Genomic DNA, 20,989 nt, shown 5'->3' with positions numbered 1-20,989 from the left:
ATTTCGAATTCTGGCTTAAAAACAAGGGATTTATACCCGAGCCTGGCGATATGAGTCAGCGCCGCCCATCTCGTCTGAAAATTCATATTAAGGAAGTAGGTATCGACACAAACGATGAAAGATCGGATTTTGTTCTATGAAGGATTAAAGGAGAAGGTTGAACTTACGGAGGAAAGTCATCGCGTCTACCTGCAAGAGGGATTTACGATCGAAAATAATTTCACTTTCGGTCTATATGAATTTCGTGGATTAATAGAACTTTTATACGAGAAAGGCGACGTCAGCAAGCTTGCAGATTATTTCGAGTTATTTGGAACGGCCAATCGCAGCTTAATGCGGGACCATTCGAATCGATTTTGGTTTGTTTACCCTCCTCTTGTCTGGCTATTGTGCAGCACATTCTATCACTATAGAACTGGCAGAGCTGCTTATGCAGCGAACTTGGCGAAATTTAACTACTCCTACATGGAGGAGTTGAAGATAGGCTTGACGCATGGCTTTGACAATATTCTGATTGGCGACACGGAATTAGGTATGTTTGATGAGTTAATGGGCTACTTCTCCTTGTTATTTGATCCATCTCGATTCGAGGCTCATATGTGTGAGGCAAAGAGGCTCATCGAACAACATGTGAATCACTGCAATGAAATAAATGTGAAAGTGGCAGATGAAGATGATGAGGATACGGACGATATGAGGGGGCTCGACGAGAATACGATCGTGAGCGAATATACCTACCAAGAGGCGCAGAGAACATTTGATATTGTGCTCATCCTTTGTTTCGAAATTGACGAACGGACTATCACGTTTGCGGAGCGAGAACAAATCTTTGTTCGATTGAAGAAATTCTTTGCCTTTCAGCCAGATTGGGATACGATGAAGAAGCCGTCGCTTCGCATGAACCACTTTGAAATCATGAGTCCATATCAATAATAGGGTTAACAGGGGATAGGTGTATGGCTTGTCAAATATGCGCGGGACTTGCTTTTTTTATTAAGCTGACGGGCAGATGAGTTTAATGATTTAATCCTATCTTCAGAAGGAATTCATCATCGTTATGAAGAAATAATTGTAGCAAAGTATATATCATCATAAGAAAGGGGTGTCGTTATGAAATGTGTTAGTAAAACAATGTTTCGTGAAATTTTACTGATGCAGAGTTTGGAGATTCGCTCCATGCAAAGTCTATATGACATTAACGCGGTTATTTGCATGGAGCCTAGTTTTCTAACCTTATAACAAGGAATTTACGGCAAGAAACCGGTTGTCATTTAGGCTTTGCAACTTTCCATCGCTATTAGATGAAGGGGCGAAGCCAATGAAATATGTTTCAGCAAGCGATATTTTACCAGAAAAGTTACTTCGTGAAATACAAAATTATATACATGGCAAGACTTTATATATCCCCGCACCCAAAGGATGCAGAAAAAAGTGGGGACATGAATCAGGGCAACGTGAATATCTTTTGAACCGAAACTCAGAGATCCTGAAGCTTTTCCGGCAGGGGATGAATGTGGAACAACTCGCGAGTTCCTACTGTCTATCCCATGACAGCATTAAGAAGATTGTTTATAAAGCGAAGGCATAATAAAAGGCTCGCATTGGATAAAACCAACGCGAGCCTTTTGTTATGTAAGAAATGAATAGAAGAATACTCTGCCTATAAAGGATGCCATATTCACTTTATACTGATGCTAGGAAAGAATGATGGTATCAGTGATATCGATGATTGAAATTAACGAAACCGGAGGGGTTGCAAAATGAATCATGTTAATCATGAAGTAAATAAGTTAAATGTTACCGTACGACTATGTGGTTTGGAAGAGAAGTTTATTATCAACAATATTTATCCACTGTATCTTCATGATTTGTCCGAAGTGTGGGAACACAAGATCAATCGTTACGGGGTGTTTGAGAATGATGATACCCGAACTTTGGTTGATCAGAATCGTGTGTTCGATATTTGGTGGGAACATCCGAACGTTCTATTCCCTTACCTTATCACAGTGGATGATATACCTGCAGGTCTTGCTTTTGTGGCGACTGCACCTTTCACACCATGTCCACACTATATCGATTATTACATGAATGAATTCTTCCTATTACGCAATTATCGAGGAAAGGGCGTTGGAGAAGAAGCGGTGCGGCAGATTATTGAAAAGATGCGAGGGCAATGGGAAGTTCAAACCAATCCCACCGATCGAAACGAACGTGCGAAACGTTTCTGGCGTAGGACGCTTAACACATGCACCAACGGGAAATACTCCGAAGAGCTTGGTCCTAATCCTGAAGTTGGAGAAATGCTAGTCTTTCGCTTCAACACGAGTTTTGACCAAAGTGAATAATTAGAGAGGTTATTCTCGATTCATAGTTTTAGTAATAAACAAGGTTTTCCGATATTCGTTGAACTGAAGGGACACGTTAGTTGAATAGACGGAGCCCCTTTTTTGTTTAGCTAAAGGAGATGAATATCTTCTGTCGAAATACAAGTGATACTAGTTTATGGAGGAAATGCGAATGATGCAGCCGAAGCCGTCACTGGAGGTAATCAAACCATTATTCTTGAATGTAGGTTTGGAAAGATACTGGGAGAAATACAAACAATTAGTGAAGCCTGGTTTCTTCATAGACCCAACTATAACACCAGAGGATCAACTCTCTATCGGAAAAAGTAAGATTGGGGGTAGCCCTGATACCCCAACCGGATTTACGTGGCCGGACTGGGAAGGCCACCCAATGAGTTTTATAGCACAAATAAATTTAGAGGAATTTCCTATATCTTCAATAGATCAGAATTATCCTACCACTGGAATTCTTCATTTTTTTTATCCTTGTGATGATGATGTGCTCTTCTCTCATGAATTTTTATATGACACCTTTCCCAAAGATCAAAACGTGGTGCTATACACATCTAATTTATCCGATCTGAAACGATTTCAGGCAGGACCGGATATTAATTCATTTTCGAGTTGCTTAATGAATTTTAAATTTGAAAACACGATTCCGGTTAACTCATTTATTATTGAAAAACGTTTTTTTGACAACGACGAGGAAGCGTATGTCCTATACGAGAAATTCTGCTCTTCGTATTATGAGATGTGTCAGCATGATATTGGGTTCCGTTTTTTTGGTTATATAAATGGGTTACAGTATGGCTCTCAAGATGCTGATACTGAGTTACTATTTCAGGCAGATACCAATGATGAAATAGGAATGCAATGGGATTTGTCAGGATTACTTTATTTTTATATTACAAAGGAAGATATGCTGAATAGAGATTTTAATGAAGTCTTTACTGATCTGGTCGGTACTTAGTATGCGGCCCCATAAAATCCCCTCACTTGAAAGGAACTAAATAGAAATACTATATTAATTCCACTACGTTTACCGAAAGCCTAGGCACTCAGCGGTTCAATAACGGGAGACTATAGCTCAAGAACCCAAGATAAGACTGCCATGAAAAAACGCGACACAAAACTGTTATTTAAGCAGTTTGGTCGCGTTTTATTATACTGTGAATTAAATGCATTCTGGTGTCGGTGCAAACAATGGGTTACCTTACAAAGGTGGGTTTTCTTGTTTCAACTCAATTAATTCGTAACAGAATACAGATTCTGTTACGAATCAGATAGCTAAACAATCATCAGAACGAGGCTGTCGGAATAAAACGGCAGCTTCGTTGAACTAACGGACAGGATACTTCCAATATGTGTTACTATAGAATCGGTTAATATCTGGAGCAGAAGCCGTGCGGCAACTGCTCTATTTTTCATTACTGCTAACAGGCAGCTCCATAATTTCATAGGATCGATGTTTGAAAATACTTTTGGGTGTTCAAAATTTTGTGTCTTTTTTGGAAGTGGATTGTCTTATAGAAGATCGATGTACAGACTAGGAAGAGGGGATGGGGCTGAAGGATTTTGCAGATGTATACGCTGAATATGCCGATCAAGTTTTTCGCTTTATTCTATCAATAACGCGTAATGAGACTTTAGCGGAGGAGTTAACGCAGGAAACTTTTTATAAGGCCTATCTACACATAGGCAAATTCAAGGGTGAGAGTTCCTTGTATGCGTGGCTTTGTCAGATTGCAAAGAATCTTGTGTACAACGACTATAAGAAGAACAGAAGGCTAGTACAAGTTGATCCTTCAATAGAGGATAGAGTAAGAAAAGATAATCATATCAGTGAGGATTTCATACTTAGCTTATTGAAGAAGGAGCAAGCAACACTATTGCATCGGATTTTGCATACCTTGCCAGAGCCATATAAAGAAGTGTTCACACTACGAATCTTTGGGGAATTGAAGTTTAGAGAAATTGCGGAGTTATTCGGCAAGACAGAGTCGTGGGCGAAGATTACATACTATCGGGCGAAGGAACGGATTGTCAGTGAGATGGAGGCGAGGAAATGAATAGAGGAGAATCAAAGGGACAGAGATTAAATACAAGCTGTAACATTATTTATGATCTACTTCCATTATTTGTTGATGAGGTATGTAGTGATGAGAGTAAGGTTCTTGTTTTAGAGCATCTGGATGAGTGCCCACAATGCAAGAAAAAATATGAGGCAATGGCAGGAGATTTAATCGTAGAAAAGTCTGTAGGCCAAGAGCGACAAGTTCAGGCTCCGAACAATCAGTTAAAAGATCGCTCAGCTGTAAAAGTGTTAAAAAGGATTAGACGAAGATGGCTCATTTCTTTTCTAGTAATGGTGTTGCTCCTTCCCACACTCTGGCTCAGCTTTAATCAATATCGAGGTGAGGGAGTCTCATTTACGAATTTGTATGACTATTATAGCTCTGGAAGGTTTGTTACTGCTCTGGAGCAAGGAGATTATGATAAGGCATTTGAATATATTAATGTATCTGCTTATTATGCAATCATACAACGGAACAAAGATGATGTTTATTCTTCCACAATTAATCGTGAAGAGTACCAGCTAATGACTAATGAAGATGGTAGACAGGAATATACAAATGGAGAAATAACTATACCCGCTGAAAATTTTAATCAATGGCTAATTGATGCTAAGCAGGAACTGGTTGAATTAAGAGAATGGTATGATCAGTCGCCTTATAAGGATATGACCTATGATGAATTCTACACGATAAGCAAAAGATATTTTATTCGCAATTTAAAAGAGGGTAAAGCGCTAGACTACATCTTAAAGGGGCGAAAGGTTGTCGAGTCCTATGTTGGTGATAATGGCTTGACGGAGTTGAAATACAGTGTTCGCATTTCTAAAAAGAATCATAAAGGAGAGAATGGAACCTTGTCGTTTCAGGGGAATGGCAAAGGGAAGTTTGTAGTTACAAGCGCCACGTCTACTCCTGGCGAAACTATGATCAGTGAGTATTTGGAACATCTGAGCATTTGGGAATAAATAATTATGAGGGACATATTCAGCGGGTTCAACTAACGAGGGAATTTAGCATAATTATGACCAAGACGAGGCTGCCGGAATGAAACGGTAGCCTCGTTGAGCTATACAAGCTAATAGCTTGTCAAGATTATCAGTAAAGTCATTCTAAATCATGTACGGTGTAGAGAGGTATTGAGACCACCACCTCGAATATAACGAATATTCAAAAACTACGTTGAAATGAGTGGGTATTATTGGAAGAGAGCAGAAGAAAAGCCTATTTAGCCCTTAATTATCAAGCGTTGTTAGATATCAAGAACAGTGGTGAGTTCAATATAGATAACTTTAATCGAGTATTTCGAGTTGCACATGCTTTTCATAATCTTGCCTTGTACATTATGGAGGACTTTGTAGGTTTTAACGAGGATGTGTTGAAACAATAATATGGATTATAAGGAGACTGAATTTTGTACAATCCGTGGCAAGAAATTAAATTGGATATATATGAAAACCATATGAAATCTGAAGCTGTATTTCAATTACAAACTTTAAATCAAATAACTAAAGAACAATGTGAAAATTATGGGCACGAGATTGTTGGCATCCTAGGGGTTGCTGGGGGAAATGGTTTAGAGGGGATTGATTTACATACTACAAAAAAAATATATGGTTTTGACATAAACAAAGATTACTTAGATGTATGTCAAACTAGATACTCTTATATGGGTAGTACTCTTGAGCTAGTGCAATGTGATATTAGTGATAATTCTTTTACATTACCAAAAACAGATTTACTAATTGCAAATTTAATTATTGAGTATGTTGGAGATGCATCATTTGTTTCCTTTATAAATCAAAATAGAAATCATGTGGGAGTTGTCTCGTGCACTATTCAGAATAATCAAGCTGACGGCTTTGTAAGTCAATCAGATTATATATCAGCCTTTGACCCATTACTTACAATTTCACACAATATAGATGCAAAAAAAATAATTAAACAGTTTTCTAATGAAAAATTTAGATGTCTAAAAACCAAAGAATATATTCTTCCTAATGGTAAAAAATTCATTAGACTAGATTTTAAGAAATCATAAGAGATACGGTAACGTGGGGAACTGCCGAGAGGCCTGCTCCTTTTTGATACACATTGAAATCCTTCTAAATGATTCGGTTTACTCACTCAGACTCATGCATTCGCAGGATTTCACCCTAATGCAAATGTGAGAGAAGAAGACTTATAAGAGTAGGTAAAACAACGACTAGATGATGAACGGTAATGTTTTCAATGAGTTGATTTTGTTTTTCTTGAGTTGACAAAGGACGCGATACTGGAGCAATTGAAGAAAGAGGGTTTTGATGCTCATTACGTCGCCCATGACAGCGCTTTGTTCTATGAGAACGCAGGCGGGGTTCCGTGGACGGCTATCTATATTCAGGCAAAAGGCGATCTGATTGCAGCTTTGTGTGAGGATATCGCAGCGGAGGAGCAAGCGCGTGCTACTTATCGATGGCTGATTGATCTGATGGACGACGTGGATTTAAAGGACAGCTTGAAGTTCTTGTGGGAGCGGAAGATTGTAAATTCGCTGCGTTTCAGGGAAGCGGTGGAGATCCTCAAAGAAAAGCGGGATGAGAAGATTTTTTATTAGAGATAACCTCTCTGCAGGGTGCTGCGGGGAGGTTTTTCTAATATTGGCTTATTCATGTTATTAAGCTGAACTGGAAGATTAATGTAATAAAAACAGCATAAGCACTATATAAAGGTGGTTCCAGTAGAAAGATCCTGAAATAACATGCGGTAGCCCCAACCTGTAAATTTTCCAGCTATTCTCTTGTTATTTGCATGCCGATGTTTTATATTGACATAATAGTAGGTCAAAAAAAGAGGTGATCAGTCGAGATGACTCCACGCACGAAGGAACAAAACGAAGAGATCCGACTGCGGCGTTTGGCGCAAATCCGTAAAGCCGCTGCCGATGTGTTTTTGAATAAAGGGCCTTTACTGGAAATCCGCGATGTGGCCGTGCAGGCGGGCCTCGGTTATGGCACGGTATACCATTATTACAGCAATAAGGGCGATTTGCTCCACGATTTGCTTTGGGATGCATTGGTGCGGGCCGAGGGATGGCTGGAGGCCCCACGCGCTTCGACTTCGGGGGAAGCGCCGAATGGCAGGCATTTCGGCTTGGCGGCTGCGCCGGACACTGGGAACATTGAGGCTGCTGCGGATACACGAAACGGAAGCCGCGAAACGGCCGCTGCCGCAGAGCTTGGCCCCGTTGCCGCTGCCGGCGTACGGCTGATGCAGCTCTGGGCGGAGGACCAGGCTCTGTACCTGCTGTATAAGCTGGCCGGTGAGGGGTTTGCCTCTCTACCTGAGGCGCGGTCGACCCCGATCTTGGCAGCCTATCGCCGGGAGGTGCTCGCGCCGCTTGCCGCGCTGCTGGAAACCGAGCGTGTGGCGGATGGGGCTGCTGCTTCCGGCGGAAATGCGGCGGAGAAGCCGAATCGACTACAGCACGCGGAAATGCTGCTAGCCGCCCTGGTAGGCTGCGCATCGATTTCGCTTCGCCGCGGAAAGCTGCACGAGGAGGCCAGGGATATTGTCCGGATTTTTAAATTTTAGAATTGATAAGGAGCGAATCATTAAAAAATGATCATTTTAAAATCACCTAGGGAAATCGAAGAGATGAAAACTGCGAGCCAAATCGTTGCGGACTGCTACCGCGAGGTGGCCAGATTAATCGAGCCTGGAATCACTACCTGGGAAATCAATGATTTTGTTGCCAGACACATCACCAAGCTGGGCGGCAAGCAGTTTACGAAAGGGTACAATGGTTTCCCCGCCGAAACCTGCATCTCGGTCAACGATGTGGTGGCCCATGGCATTCCTTCGAACCTGGCGCTTAGGGACGGCGACTTGTTGAAGCTCGACATCGTCGCGGAATACGGCGGATGGTTTGGCGATTCGTGCTGGTGCTATGCGGTGGGCAATATCCGGCCGGAAGCGCAAAAAATAATGAAGGTGGCAAAGGAATGCTTGGATCTGGGGATTTCCCGGGCGCTTCCCGGGGGCCGGCTCGGCGACATAACGTCGGCGATTCAACAGCATGCGGAAGCGAACGGGTTTTCGGTTGTCCGCGATTTGCTGGCGCACGGGATCGGGCGGAGCCTGCACGAAGAGCCGAGCTACGAGCATATCGGCATAGCCGGCAAAGGCATTCGGTTAAAGGAAGGCATGGTATTTACGATTGAACCGATGATCAACGAAGGGACGTTCCGTATCACGATTGACGACGATCAGTGGACGGCGAGAACGGCTGACGGCAAGTTGTCGGCGCAATATGAGCATACGATCGCAGTCACATCGGACGGACCGCTGATTTTAACTGCCCAGTAAGAAGAGAGGCGAACGGACTGGAATGACTCATTTTAGGAAATAAGTCGCAAACCGGACCTTTATTATTAATGAATTGAATCTACCTATGTTGGATCGTATCTATTTAACTGAAAATCAGATAGAAGATTTATCGATTCTTAGTCGATTTCAAAAATTATTTCACATTTATGTTTTATCCAATCTAGTTAAAGACATCAGACCGTTGAATGAATTGCTTTACCTGGACTGCATTAACAATATTTAGTTATTAATGCTAAGGAGATGAAAAGAATGAACCAAGACGAGCTTTTTATGAAAGAAGCCATCAAGCTAGCAAAACTTGCCGTTGATCATGGTAACGAACCTTTCGGAGCTGTTCTAGTTAAAGATGGAATGATTGTGTATTCTAACGAAAACCAAATCTATTCAGCAACAGATCCAACGTTTCATGCAGAAGCTGGGTTACTTCGAAGATTTTGCGAAGAAACGCATATCACAGATTTGCATGAATACACCTTATATTCGAGCTGTGAACCTTGCTTTATGTGCAGTGGTGCGATGGTATGGACAAACCTGGGGCGCTTGGTTTTCGGTGCTAGCAATCGGGATTTGTGCAATCTACTGGGTGAAGAGGGAAGTTCCTGTTGTGAAATTGTATTTGAACATTCCCATCATAAACCAGATTTCATTGGGGGTATATTACGGGATGAGAGTTTGAGTGTATTAGCCAGCTATTTTCCGCATCATACGAAAGGTTGATACCTATTCTGTAAACGTTCAAATCGGCGGCAGCCTTAATACGTTAAGAGTATAGTTTATAGTGGAAAAAGCATTAGAGGCACTCAGTCAATATATACCAATACTTTACTATTGAAGTAAAAAAAGTAAGCGTTAAGGCTAACAGAAAATGTTAGCTAAGCGAACCATGGAGCAGTTGCCAGTAATTGATGCAGAAAATTATTAAACTAACTTAGTAAGATAGTTTAAAGAAGAAAGGAGCAGTTTGCTGCGGCAGCTGCTCCTTTCTTCTTTAAGTTAACTGGCAGAAATTCCTATTTATTCTATATATAACTGATAATTGAGGTGATCATTTCTTGTTAAGAGTTTGTACAGAATGACATGTTATAATTGGAAATGTGCCAATTAGCATATATTTTTACAAATTGTTGACAACAACCAGGAGGAAAAATCATGCACGTTGAACATTTTCACAAAGATTCTTTTTTCAAAAAGGTTTTATTGGTTATTATTTCAATTATTTTAGTATTCACCGCGGCACCGATTACGCCTGTATTGGCGGATTCTGAGCCGGATTCGCTGCCAATCTATGTGGGCTGGCAACAATTCGCACACACCGGCTCTACTGCCAATGTATCAAATGATGCGACCAGAGTGCTGAACTTCCCAATTATTCCGGGCAGAAATAACAACGCCACAACAGCGGGCGGGCGATTGAGAGTTGTGCCGGTAACGAACGGATCGAGCGGTATCGTCGTTCGAACAAATAAGATTAAGCTTGAGGGCGGATTTAGTACTTATTTTGTCATGCATTTGAATGGAAGCACCTCTTTGAATAATACTGGCTTCCCTGGACCCGCTGATGGACTAACTTTTATTATTCAGGATAACCCTACTCCTGTTTTAGGCGGGGTTGGAGAAGGAGTGGGCTATGCTGGTATTCCAAATTCTGTAGGTGTAGAGTTCGATACGTGGAAAAACCTCGGACCTCATCTAGGGATTCAATACAATGACCCTAATCTGCCTTATAGTCTCTCAAATCGATATCATCCGGTAACTAATCCAAACGGCCCTACTGCCGATCATGTCGCTATTGTCATGAATGGCAACAACAATCACCCACAGGGCAGTGGTGACGTTATTGATAATTTGCAAGGCGCTAACTTCCGTTTATACGATTACGGGTCACGCAATGATTACGTTCATGTTTGGGTTGATTATGACCAAAATGGCTTACTTACCACAACCTATGGACTAAGTGATAATAGAGCCAATGCAAATAACAGATCGATATCCCGTAATGTCGGCATGTCCCTTATGAACAAAGAGGTATACGTAGGCTTTGGAGCGAGTACAGGTGGAGCTAACTCCCATCATGATATTCTGGCATGGTATTTCAAAAACTCCTACGTTGTGGGCGGACTAAAACCCGACGGAAATTATAAACAAGGACCAAGTGCAGTTACAATCAAAAAGATAGTCTCTACTGATGTTGGAGCGCAGACGGGTATTGATATCAAGGTCAATGGAATTAGCAGCAGTGATAATCTGCCTAATGAAAAAGTTGATATTTACGTTAATAACCAATTAATTACTGGAGAGTATAGCACAAATAGTGAAGGCGTACTTGTTTATACCTTCAACGATTCAAGTAATTTACAGGTCGGCAACAACATCATTACCGTCGTTACCCGCAACGGAGGTACTTCCGCACAGACTACGGTGGTTAAGACGGCAGCGCCTGTGGCGAATAATATCGTATTAGCCTACACAACTAAAGGCATTGTGACGATTGATGGCGTTCCGAATGGAGTTGCCGTAACCCTTTACGACGACAATCATGAAGTCATTGCAACTTCGCCAGTGGCAACCAACGGAAAGGTTCGCTTCAATTTGACAGACGCCAGCAAGGATATCCTAGCTAACGCCAGCCAAATTGATATTTCATATGCTAAGAATGGTGAAGCAGCCAGCAACTTAACAGCAGTAACTCCAATTGTACGGAGTAGTGCACCTGAAGAAGTGAATATTGTCACGAATGTACCCAAAAACACAGTAACCGTTAAAGACGTCCCACCGGGCTCAACTGTTAAAGTGTATGGCGACGATGACGAGCTCATCGGTACGGCAACTAACAACGGCGATGAAGAAGCAGACGTTGTAGTCACTATTGAATTGCCAACCAAGCTCCAAGAAGGTGACCTTATTGAGGTTACAATTACTGAAGAAGACGGCAAGACAGAAAGCGAACGAGTAACGAGCAAAGCAAAGTTGGAGAGCGACACGCTAGTTGAGGAAAGTATTATAACAAACGCAACGAAAAATACAGTAACCGTTAAAGACGTACCACCAGGTGCGACCATCAACGTATATGACAAGAACGGCGATGTTATTGGTACAGCTACTAACCCCGGCTCGATAGGGGATATCGTAGTCGAGATTAATTCACCGCATACGCTTGAGGCAGGCGACATCATTAAAGTTACAGTTACAGAGACAGGCAAGCTGGAAAGTAACCCATTGTCTAGCGAAGCGAAGCTAGACAGCGTACTTGACACGAATAACGTTAAGACGAACGCAACAAACAATACCGTAACCGTCAAAGATGTACCGCCGGGTGCAACCATCAACGTATATGACAAGAACGGCGATGTTATTGGTACGGCTACTAATACAGGCTCAACGAAAACAGCCGTTGTAGTTACGATTGAATCTATACCCGAACTTACTGAAGGCGATATTGTAAAAGTTACGGTCACAGAAAACGGTCATCTGGAAAGTGAACCGGTAGTGAGCGAAGCGAAAACGGAAAGCTCGCTGCTTGATACCGACAATGTAGAAACAAACGCAACGAAAAACACAGTAACCGTTAAAGACGTACCACCAGGTGCGACCATCAACGTATATGACAAGAACGGCGATGTTATTGGTAAAGTCACAAACACAGGTCCTTCCATTACAACCGTTGTAGTTAACATTGAAGCTCCTCATGTACTTAATGAGGGAGACTTGATTAAGGTTGGAGTGACGGAAACTGGAAAACTGGAAAGCCCGTCGATTTCAAGCCAAGCAAAATCGGAAAGCAATTCACTCGAGAATTCAACTGTTAAACCTAGTGTAACAACAGGCAGCGTTAAGGTAGTAGAGGTGCCTGCAGGCGCCACCATTATCGTATACGACGAGAATGGTACAGAGCTCAAAAGAGCAGTAAATACCGGAGCAGAGACAGGCGCAGTTGTCATCGAAGGACTTGACCTTGAGCCGGGAACTAAAATTCAAGTGACAATAACCGAAGAAGGCAGATATGAAAGTAAACCTTTGCTTATAACTGTCGAATTCACGACAGACGAAGCCATTAATGATGCGCTTCGGGCTTTGCAAATCGGTTACCAAGCAAACGATACATGGGAGAGCGTTACACTTCCTGTACTCATTGTAACAACAGGAGCCAATGAAACGACCGTCGAGTGGGCCTCCAACAAGCCGAATGCGATTGAAATTTCATTGCCCGAAAATGGAACGGTTAAGACACTTGTTCATCGTCATGCAAAGGATGAAAGTGTTATACTCACCGCTTCTGTTTCTAAAAACGGTGTAACAAAAACCCGCACATTCCTGTTAATTGTCAAAGCTGAGAACTTAACAAAGACAACAATCGAGAATTATCGACAAGTTCGGGTTGTTGGCGGTTCAGATGATGAGGTGAATGAGCAGGTTGGTATTAATCGTGTTATGTTATCAAACGGAGTTAAGATTGACAAAGCTATTTTCGATTCCGCAACAGCAACAAGGTTTGTTAATGATCTTAGAACAAAAAACGGGGTTTCAACCGTATATATTAATGAAGTTCCGGGAGATGAACCAGGTGAAATTGCTGTCGAAATTCCTGGACAATCTGTAAGACTGTTAAACAACAACCAAAATACGCTGGATATACGCACGGAATATGCGACCTTATCTATTCCAGCAGATACGCTTACCCAAATGGCAGACCGTTATCTTGACTTGTTTTTCCGCTTAATTCCTGTAAAAGATGCTGGTCATCAAACTGAATTAAATGCCAGCATTGTGAATGACACGGTTGTAAGAACAGCAGCTGGAGGCAGAAATGTTGAAGTAATCGGCTCCTCGCTGGAAATTGAAACAAACTATCGTGACTACACAACAACACTGTTCTTACCGTTCGCAAAGAACGGAATCATAGTGCCTGCAAGCAACTTTGATTCCTTCCTGAATTCACTTCGGGTGTTTGTAGAGCATAGCGATGGAGAAAAGGTTGTAATGAACCCTACCGTTGTATATAACGGTATCACTCCAATTGGGCTAGAGATTAAAATTGATAAGTTTAGCATTTTCTCAGTGATTCAGTTAACAGAACGATCGACAGGTGGAAGTACTGTCCTACCCGTTCAGCCAGTGACGGAGCAGGTGAAGAAGACTACCTTCGATCCCAAAGCGGGAACTATTGTCCTTGATCTAGTTGACGGCAGCGGCAAGGTGGATACATCAGGATTTATCGTGAAAGTTAGCGGTAAGGCAGTAGAAATACAAGAAGTTAAAGTGAACGGCAGTCAAGTTGTTATTCAGCTGAAGAATCCTATCCCAGCTGGTTATGAAGCAACCGTATCTTATACGCCAGGCAGCGGCTTCACAGGCACTCTGAAGTCATTCACCGACCTGAACATTGCAAACCCTGCCCATCATATTGCTTATATTAAAGGCTTCCCTGATGGCACATTCCGCCCGAATAATACGATTACGAGAGCGGAAATGTCGGCTTTACTAGCACGTAACAAAAATTTATCTAATGTTTATGAATACCAGAAGTTGTACCCAGATGTTGCAAAAGGGTTCTGGGCAGCAGCTAACATCGAGCAGCTACAAGATATTGGATTAATGATCGGTGATAAGCAGGGCAACTTCCGACCAAGTGACCGCATAACGAGAGCCGAAATGGCAATGATTGCGGCCAAATGGTTAAACGCCGATCTTGACGCACCATTCACGAACACTTTTGAGGATGTATCCGATCAGCATTGGGCTGCAGCCGCTATTGCCGCTGTTAACAAAGCGGGGGTTATGATTGGTTTTGAGGACGGCTCGTTCGGTCTGAGGGAATATGTAACACGTGCCCAAGCTGTTACTATTATGAACCGTTTGCTTGGAAGAGGGCCGCTTACAGGTGTGACAAAACCAACATGGCCGGATGCGACTTCTGCTCACTGGGCATATGAGCATATTGAAGAAGCATCGCAGGATCACTATTACACGTACCTTCCGGATGGTAAAGAGCTGTTATTCAAGCAATAGCACCATCTTGGTGTAACTGAATAAATAAAAGCTCGACCATTCATACATGAACAAAAGCCAAGAAATTACCGGGTTACTAACCGGTATATTTCTTGGCTTTTCTCTTGCTAGCATAGCAGAGCAAAATTGCTTGAAAAATAATATTAATATGAATATAGACACCACCGACTTCAAAAGAACGCTTTTTGATGAAAATCACTTTAAAGAGTACGATATAATTATTGCAATGAGTGAACTTCATAGAGATTATATTAAAGAGAAGTACAATCGTGAAATCTCATTATTCAATGAAGTATATAATGGTCAAAAAACAGCAGTGAATATAGGTGCTCCCGATAGTGAAGATTTTGTGGAACAAATGAAAAAATGGGTTCATCTCTTTTATGAAGCAGCGTTTAGTATCATGAATAATCTAGAACAAATTAAAGGAGAGTAATGGGGCATCTGCGTGGAAGGTTTCTTGCTCCTGAGAATGATAATATCTTAGTAAGGATTATGGATAAAAAATGAGAGAATGCAGGTGAGAGATTGAACTTTGTTTTCATTAGAAGATTTTTAATAGTAGTAGCAATTTTTCTCATTTGGTTTATCATTCACACTACTTTCGTAATCATAGATGGGTTGAATGATGAATTGAAACCTGTTGACGCAGCTGTAGTATTAGGAAATAAAGTAGAAGTTAATGGACAGCCTTCTGACCGGTTAAAAGCAAGATTAGATAGGTCCGTAGAACTTTATGATGGAGGCTATTTTACTTTTATCATTGTTAGTGGTGGTATTGGTAAGGAAGGTTTCGATGAGGCAAAGGTTATGAAATCTTACTTAATAGATAAAGGGATAACGGAAGATAAAATTATAGAGGATAATAATGGGTACAACTCTTATATAACCGCCCAAAATACCAGCAAGATTATGGATGAATTAGATTTAGACTCGGTAATGGTTATTACTCAATATTTTCATGTATCTAGGACAAAATTAGCATTTAGAAAAATGGATATGAAAGCAGTGTATTCAGCTCATGCCAAAATCTTTGAGTATAGAGATATTTACTCCATTATACGAGAATTCCCAGCTTATTATAAATATCTTTTTAAATAATGATAGTTATAATGATAACCTTAAATTCCTGCAGAATTAGATGGTAGCTACGCGTTTGATACACTCGAAGGTGTTGAAGAAGTAAACCTAATTGAAATCGATTTGCCAAGATATATTAGTGACATTTTAGAAATCGCTATAACTGGTGTTGCAATTTCCATTTCTAAAGAGTTCTCATGGATGATAGATGAAGACCATGGATTAAGTTAATAAGCTCATGGGTAATTATAAATTAAACAATCACTATTGATAAGGAAAAAGATCTGCAAGAGCAGTATCGACTGTTCGCAAAACACGCCATATTCACAAAATGGAGAATTAAACTTTGAATCGTTTTAATAACAAATCCTCCATTTATTAACCTTATGCTCTAAGCAAACTCCCTTTAAATAACATGTCAATTGTTCGAATAAAGAGAACGATTAAAACGATGCTTACAAAAGCTAAAATGATCACCGAAATGGTGATTAACAGCCAAGAATGCACAAACATCGCGTATTTTAAAGCGGCATTGCTGAGAGCGGCCATTGGAAAGCCTACAGCCCACCAAGAGGCGCTAAACGGAATGGATTTTTTGAATATTTTGAAGAACAAAATGATGAACAAGAACAGACCAAAGTAAAACAAGATGGAGGCGAATGGATCAATTCGCTGCTCGAAGTTTGTATAGCCGAGAAAACCGACTTCAAACGGTGCAATCATGATCATCATGGATGGCATTAATCCTGTAGGCAGTGGAGCTTGATGAATTAATCTGGATAAGATCAAAGAAAGGAAAATTAAAGCAATAATTCCTCCTATCGCGAGGGATAACAGATTCATTTCATGAGCCCAAGGGAACGTCATTGTTCCACTGGTAACAGCAATATTAAGGGTACCAACCACAGGAATTAGTAAAGCAGGAACTACGTTACTTGGATCAAGACCCCCGTTCAGCAAGCGTGTAACGATGACAAAACAAAGGGCTAAAGTGAGCACAGTTCCAATGACCCACATCATTTGCCCCAATATTTGACTATAGGTACCTATCACGGAGGAAAGTAGTAAAATGGAAATCGTGATCGTTCCAAAAAAATTACCTATCACGGGATGCGTAAATTCTGCTTTTACATTTTGTGGATATAGAACCCATTTTGAAATATAGCCTATGCTTAATGCAACAAATGCCAGAATTGCAACGATTCCAATCATATCAGCGATGACGCGGGAAGTGCCGAATAGCTTGCTTGCTTGTATCCAAGCCAATGACAGACCTGAAATACCCATAACCGAGGCAAAGAGATTAACGGGTAAGAATTGAATAGAACCAATGCTTTTTTGTTTTTGTAAGGCAGACATGGTTTGCATGAATAGTCACTACTTTCTATTATCGAATGTAGAGTGCAATCGTTTTATATTTTTGTGGCAACTGCCTTCTCTCGGATGCCTCATTATATGAGATTATAAATTATAGATCAATATTCTTCTTTCTATGAAAACGATTGATGAAATCTATAGTACAGAGTTTTCAAATTTTAAGATGCAAAATTGCTTATCGTGTCACGAATAAAAAAATTCCTGCGACGTATGGAAGTAAGGGTGAAAACGTACCAGACTTTTGGGAGGAAGATTTGCATGACTACGGATTTAAAACGCGACATCATCGCTATTATACTAGCCATGTTGATTATTGGCGGAATCGCCTTTAAAACCTATTTGCCCGACGCATTCAAAAGCAAGCCCGCTTTGACTTTATCTTTTGAAGATGCTAGCAAGCGCTTAGAGAGTATTATTTCAAGGAATGGAACGAATATAAGCCGCTTCGATAGCCATGCCCTTGAACCTGTTGTATATGAAGCGCTAGCACACACGGTAAATGATTACGGGGCAGCAAATGATATTATGTATGCAGCAGAATTAGTGGAGAAATTTAATGAAGAGGGGAATTTGGAGAATTTACGCGAAGCATTAATAATAGTGAACGATATAAGAGAGAGAGATTTATTTTAAAGAGATTTCAGAAGAATTTGGTTAAGCTAACGATAAATGATAGCACCATACTAAAGGTTGCCGGTCTACTGAAATCTCTTATGAAATAACTGGAAAGTGACCGCAGTGCGGTCACTTTATCCCAGGCTATATTTCGGTCTATGCCTACGGATCAGAGCCCTTCATTCTTTAGCCCAATAAGTCGTTTTGAATAACAATGTCTATTCTTTCCACCGTACATCGGTCGCGTGAACAAGGGCAATTCTACTTCTAGTACTCCAAATTCAGATCCTAAGTTACTCTCGCTTACACCGGGAAATGCCAAAACTGAATAAGCAACTAATGTCCCATTATTAAAAGCACCATATATCTCACCCTGTCCATTAAAAAGATCGAGGAAGCCATTTTCATCATCCATTGCAAAAAGATCTTGGAAAGGCAGTCGCGAAATAACATCAAACATAAGTGCTTGTATTTCCTGTAGTTCCAGATGATATAAACGTCGAATCTCTAATTGGTAACCCTCTTTTGTATGCAATGTTAGAGTTCTCTTCATATGTTGTTGTATTTATAATTCTTTCGTCATAAAAACACTGTTGGGGTCTTCCGTGTAATCCACAAACGGACCGCAGTATTCAAATCCAAATTGTTCGTATAACTTTCTAGCCGGTTCGAAAGCTTCCATGGATCCGGTTTCCAAGCTCAGCCGTTGATAACCTCGTTTCTTAGCTTCCTCAATGATATGGGCAAGCATTTTTGATGCGATGCCCTTCCTAAGGTGCTTGGTAGAAGTACGCATTGACTTGATTTCAGCATGATAGCACTCCAGTTCTTTAAGAGCACAACAACCTAAAAGTTCGTTTTGTTCCCAGGCACTCCAGAAGGTGATTTCCGGCGCTTTTAATCCATCCAAATTTAACGCATGTACACTCTCCGGCGGGGAATGTTTAAACATGCTCTGTAAATGTTCACTGATTAATGCGATTATTTCGGATCCTGTTAAATCATCGATTTTAAACTCCATTCGATTCACTCCAATGATATGATAATGGTTTATTTTTTTTGCGAAAATCGTCATAATGAATTCAACAATAATTATAAGCATACACAAAAACATTATTGTTGTAAATGCAATAAAAAGTGGATTGGTTGGTGATTGAATGAAGGAGATACTTCGTGAAGTTGGAATGATTGCTAGGGCATTGGATTCCATTAGTAATATAGAGTTTAAGGAAATAGATCTTACAAAAGGACAATATTTATATCTTGTTCGTATATACGAGAATCCTGGAATTATTCAAGAAAAAGTTGCTGAAATGATAAAGGTCGACCGAACAACCGCATCACGTGCGATTCAAAAGCTTGAAATCCAAGGTTTTATTGAAAAGAAAGACGATGAAACGAACAAAAAAATTAAAAGGCTCTTTACAACTGAAAATGGTAAACAAGCGTACTCTTTTCTGAAGAGAGAAGGAGATTATACAGACTCTGTTGCTTTAGCAGGATTTTCTGAAAAAGATTCAGAAAAATTGTTTCAGCTTTTGCAAAGAGTGAGAAAAAATATTGAGGTCGAGTGGGATTTCGTAAAGAAGGGAAATAAAAGAGAGTATTGAAATCACCAATTGTTATTGAACTCCTTTGAAAAGATTCAGTTTCCGCATTCAGATTCATGAATTGCAAATCAATTAAAAGGAGCAGATACCATAGCCCTGTGCTTTTTTTTATTCCGATTATTACAACGCAAACTATAAAAGAGAGAGTGAAAATGTGAATATTAGAGTAGCAAGGGAATCAGACTACGCTGATTTAAGAAGTATATATCTTGAATCTCGTCGTAAAAGTTTTCATTGGGCAGTTGCAGAAGAAATGACTTTAGAAGATTTTGATAAGCATACGAAAGAAGAATATATCATTTTAGCAGAGGAAGATACTCAAATCCTTGGATTTGCCTCTTTATACCTCCCAGATGATTTTATACATCATTTATTTGTTCATCCAGACTTCTCAGGTAAGGGGGTTGGTGGTCAATTGGTTAACGCCTCCTTAGTAAAAATGAATAAACCAGTCAGATTGAAATGTATATCTGAAAATCAAAAAGCGATGAAATTTTATGAGCATAATGGTTGGAAGAAAGTTGTTGAAGAAGGTAGTTCAAAAGAGAAATATTGGGTTATGGTTTATGAATAAATTGATTGTTAAATTATTTTAAAGAAGAAGGTAATTTCACCCCTATTAGTTTGCCGGGCGTCTATATGATGAGGAATCCATCTTCTTTATGTAGATAATCTATTCTGATGGATGAGAAAAAAATTACCAATATATCTACTTTATCTCATTGTAAACGTAAAGCCTCAGAAAATGTTGCTAAAGAAAGAATGCTTCTTAACTATCACCAGAACGAGGCGGAATCAATCAGGTGTTTCTCTTTTGTTTAAAAATTGAAACAAAGTAAAGGATTAGATCGTCTGTTATTATAAGAAAAAAATGGGAGGTTTGTGGTTTGAAGAAATGGTTTATTTTTGCGATAAGCTTTATGTTATTAGCTTCACTTACTAATGCTGCATACGCCTCTAGTTCCGCTGCGAACGAAAGACGATCCCTTAGTGGAATTGTGGATATTGATTTTACGGTTCAGGCAAATGGAACTGGGATTGCTCTAGACGGAAATGGAACGGTTTGGTATTGGCATGACAACGAACTCGCAAAGCGCGGACCAAGCGTTCCAGGTGCCGTCAAAGTGACTTCCAAGTTGCTGCTCAAAAAAGATGGAACGGTTTGGAACTGGAAAGAGGGTTCCTCTGTCTCTTCACAGGTTCAGGGTTTGTCGGGCATTCGCAAGATAGCTAGCAGTAGCGCAGGAAGTATTGCCTTGGACGGTAGCGGCAAGCTTTGGGCCTGGGGGCAGAGCTGCCAAGTGGCATTAGCGGCGGATTCGAAATTGGCCCAAAATATGTGCTCTGTGTAAATGCTAATCTAAACATGTACAGAAGTGCTTGAATAATAATGTACAACTTTGACGAGATGAAACATACTGGTCTCAAGGGAGAGATGAGTATGTACATCACGTTGAATGTTCAATCCAACATCGAGATTCGTAGTTTGCTAGACTTACCTAAACTAAAATCATTG

At 40.5% G+C, this 20,989-nt stretch carries 20 protein-coding genes and 1 pseudogene; 18 read left to right on the top strand and 3 right to left on the bottom strand.

All coding sequences use genetic code 11. The features are described 5' to 3' along the window. The first annotated feature begins 114 nt into the window (after positions 1-114). The 14 genes and pseudogenes from E0496_RS16885 (at position 115) to E0496_RS16820 (ending at position 15,892) form a co-directional block, all read left to right on the top strand. Complete coding sequence (locus E0496_RS16885) at positions 115-933, top strand: hypothetical protein (RefSeq protein ID WP_141502957.1); 819 nt, start codon at positions 115-117, stop codon at positions 931-933. A gap of 385 nt (positions 934-1,318) precedes the next feature. Continuing rightward, positions 1,319-1,588 carry a CD3324 family protein gene (locus tag E0496_RS16880; protein ID WP_141502956.1) on the top strand — a complete coding sequence of 90 codons (270 nt, stop codon included), beginning with the start codon at positions 1,319-1,321 and terminating at the stop codon, positions 1,586-1,588. A gap of 172 nt (positions 1,589-1,760) precedes the next feature. After that, positions 1,761-2,345 (top strand): GNAT family N-acetyltransferase, encoded by a 585-nt coding sequence (locus E0496_RS16875; protein WP_141502955.1) that lies wholly within the window; start codon positions 1,761-1,763, stop codon positions 2,343-2,345. Between the two features lie 172 nt (positions 2,346-2,517). Beyond that, complete coding sequence (locus E0496_RS16870; protein WP_161601452.1) at positions 2,518-3,315, top strand: YwqG family protein; 798 nt, start codon at positions 2,518-2,520, stop codon at positions 3,313-3,315. 589 nt (positions 3,316-3,904) lie between these two features. Continuing rightward, positions 3,905-4,414 carry an RNA polymerase sigma factor gene (locus tag E0496_RS16865; protein WP_206669788.1) on the top strand — a complete coding sequence of 170 codons (510 nt, stop codon included), beginning with the start codon at positions 3,905-3,907 and terminating at the stop codon, positions 4,412-4,414. Beyond that, positions 4,411-5,385, top strand: coding sequence for a zf-HC2 domain-containing protein (locus E0496_RS16860; RefSeq protein WP_141502953.1), 975 nt, complete (start codon positions 4,411-4,413; stop codon positions 5,383-5,385). The genes E0496_RS16865 and E0496_RS16860 overlap by 4 nt, the downstream gene beginning before the upstream one ends. Positions 5,386-5,831: 446 nt before the next feature. Then, positions 5,832-6,458 carry a class I SAM-dependent methyltransferase gene (locus E0496_RS16855; RefSeq protein ID WP_141502952.1) on the top strand — a complete coding sequence of 209 codons (627 nt, stop codon included), beginning with the start codon at positions 5,832-5,834 and terminating at the stop codon, positions 6,456-6,458. Between the two features lie 213 nt (positions 6,459-6,671). Then, positions 6,672-7,013 (top strand): annotated as a pseudogene (locus E0496_RS16850) (manganese catalase family protein); the annotation flags it as partial. Between the two features lie 251 nt (positions 7,014-7,264). Beyond that, positions 7,265-7,990: a TetR/AcrR family transcriptional regulator gene (locus tag E0496_RS16845; protein ID WP_141502950.1), complete on the top strand. Its 726-nt coding sequence runs from the start codon at positions 7,265-7,267 to the stop codon at positions 7,988-7,990. 27 nt (positions 7,991-8,017) lie between these two features. Beyond that, the gene (map, locus tag E0496_RS16840; protein WP_141502949.1) at positions 8,018-8,764 is read left to right on the top strand and encodes a type I methionyl aminopeptidase; all 747 of its coding nucleotides are present in this window, start codon (positions 8,018-8,020) and stop codon (positions 8,762-8,764) included. 270 nt (positions 8,765-9,034) lie between these two features. Next, a complete protein-coding gene (locus E0496_RS16835; RefSeq protein WP_141502948.1) occupies positions 9,035-9,502 on the top strand; it encodes a nucleoside deaminase in 468 nt (155 codons plus the stop codon). Between the two features lie 432 nt (positions 9,503-9,934). Continuing rightward, a complete protein-coding gene (locus E0496_RS16830; protein WP_141502947.1) occupies positions 9,935-14,791 on the top strand; it encodes an S-layer homology domain-containing protein in 4,857 nt (1,618 codons plus the stop codon). Between the two features lie 46 nt (positions 14,792-14,837). Further along, a complete protein-coding gene (locus E0496_RS16825) occupies positions 14,838-15,227 on the top strand; it encodes a hypothetical protein (RefSeq protein ID WP_141502946.1) in 390 nt (129 codons plus the stop codon). Positions 15,228-15,319: 92 nt separating this feature from the next. Then, positions 15,320-15,892, top strand: coding sequence for a YdcF family protein (locus E0496_RS16820; RefSeq protein ID WP_141502945.1), 573 nt, complete (start codon positions 15,320-15,322; stop codon positions 15,890-15,892). Between the two features lie 363 nt (positions 15,893-16,255). Here the strand turns inward: E0496_RS16820 and E0496_RS16810 are convergent, their stop codons facing one another. Continuing rightward, entirely contained in the window at positions 16,256-17,239 is a 984-nt protein-coding gene (locus tag E0496_RS16810; protein ID WP_141502944.1) for an SLAC1 anion channel family protein, read from the bottom strand. Positions 17,240-17,506: 267 nt separating this feature from the next. Between E0496_RS16810 and E0496_RS16805 the strand changes: the two genes are divergently transcribed. Then, a complete protein-coding gene (locus E0496_RS16805) occupies positions 17,507-17,881 on the top strand; it encodes a hypothetical protein (RefSeq protein WP_141502943.1) in 375 nt (124 codons plus the stop codon). Positions 17,882-18,032: 151 nt separating this feature from the next. Here the strand turns inward: E0496_RS16805 and E0496_RS16800 are convergent, their stop codons facing one another. Further along, positions 18,033-18,416 carry a hypothetical protein gene (locus tag E0496_RS16800; protein WP_141502942.1) on the bottom strand — a complete coding sequence of 128 codons (384 nt, stop codon included), beginning with the start codon at positions 18,414-18,416 and terminating at the stop codon, positions 18,033-18,035. Between the two features lie 12 nt (positions 18,417-18,428). Next, positions 18,429-18,884: a GNAT family N-acetyltransferase gene (locus E0496_RS16795; protein WP_141502941.1), complete on the bottom strand. Its 456-nt coding sequence runs from the start codon at positions 18,882-18,884 to the stop codon at positions 18,429-18,431. A gap of 136 nt (positions 18,885-19,020) precedes the next feature. Between E0496_RS16795 and E0496_RS16790 the strand changes: the two genes are divergently transcribed. From E0496_RS16790 to E0496_RS16780, 3 genes are all read left to right on the top strand, one after another. Next, complete coding sequence (locus E0496_RS16790; RefSeq protein WP_141502940.1) at positions 19,021-19,473, top strand: MarR family winged helix-turn-helix transcriptional regulator; 453 nt, start codon at positions 19,021-19,023, stop codon at positions 19,471-19,473. Positions 19,474-19,627: 154 nt separating this feature from the next. After that, the gene (locus E0496_RS16785) at positions 19,628-20,047 is read left to right on the top strand and encodes a GNAT family N-acetyltransferase (protein ID WP_141502939.1); all 420 of its coding nucleotides are present in this window, start codon (positions 19,628-19,630) and stop codon (positions 20,045-20,047) included. Positions 20,048-20,360: 313 nt separating this feature from the next. After that, positions 20,361-20,825: an RCC1 domain-containing protein gene (locus E0496_RS16780; RefSeq protein WP_141502938.1), complete on the top strand. Its 465-nt coding sequence runs from the start codon at positions 20,361-20,363 to the stop codon at positions 20,823-20,825. Positions 20,826-20,989: the final 164 nt, after the last annotated feature.

Origin of the sequence: Paenibacillus luteus (genome assembly GCF_006542765.1) — a bacterium.
In the GTDB taxonomy this organism is placed as follows: Bacteria; Bacillota; Bacilli; order Paenibacillales; family Paenibacillaceae; genus Pristimantibacillus; species Pristimantibacillus luteus.
This window is presented reverse-complemented; position numbering and strand designations above follow the sequence as displayed.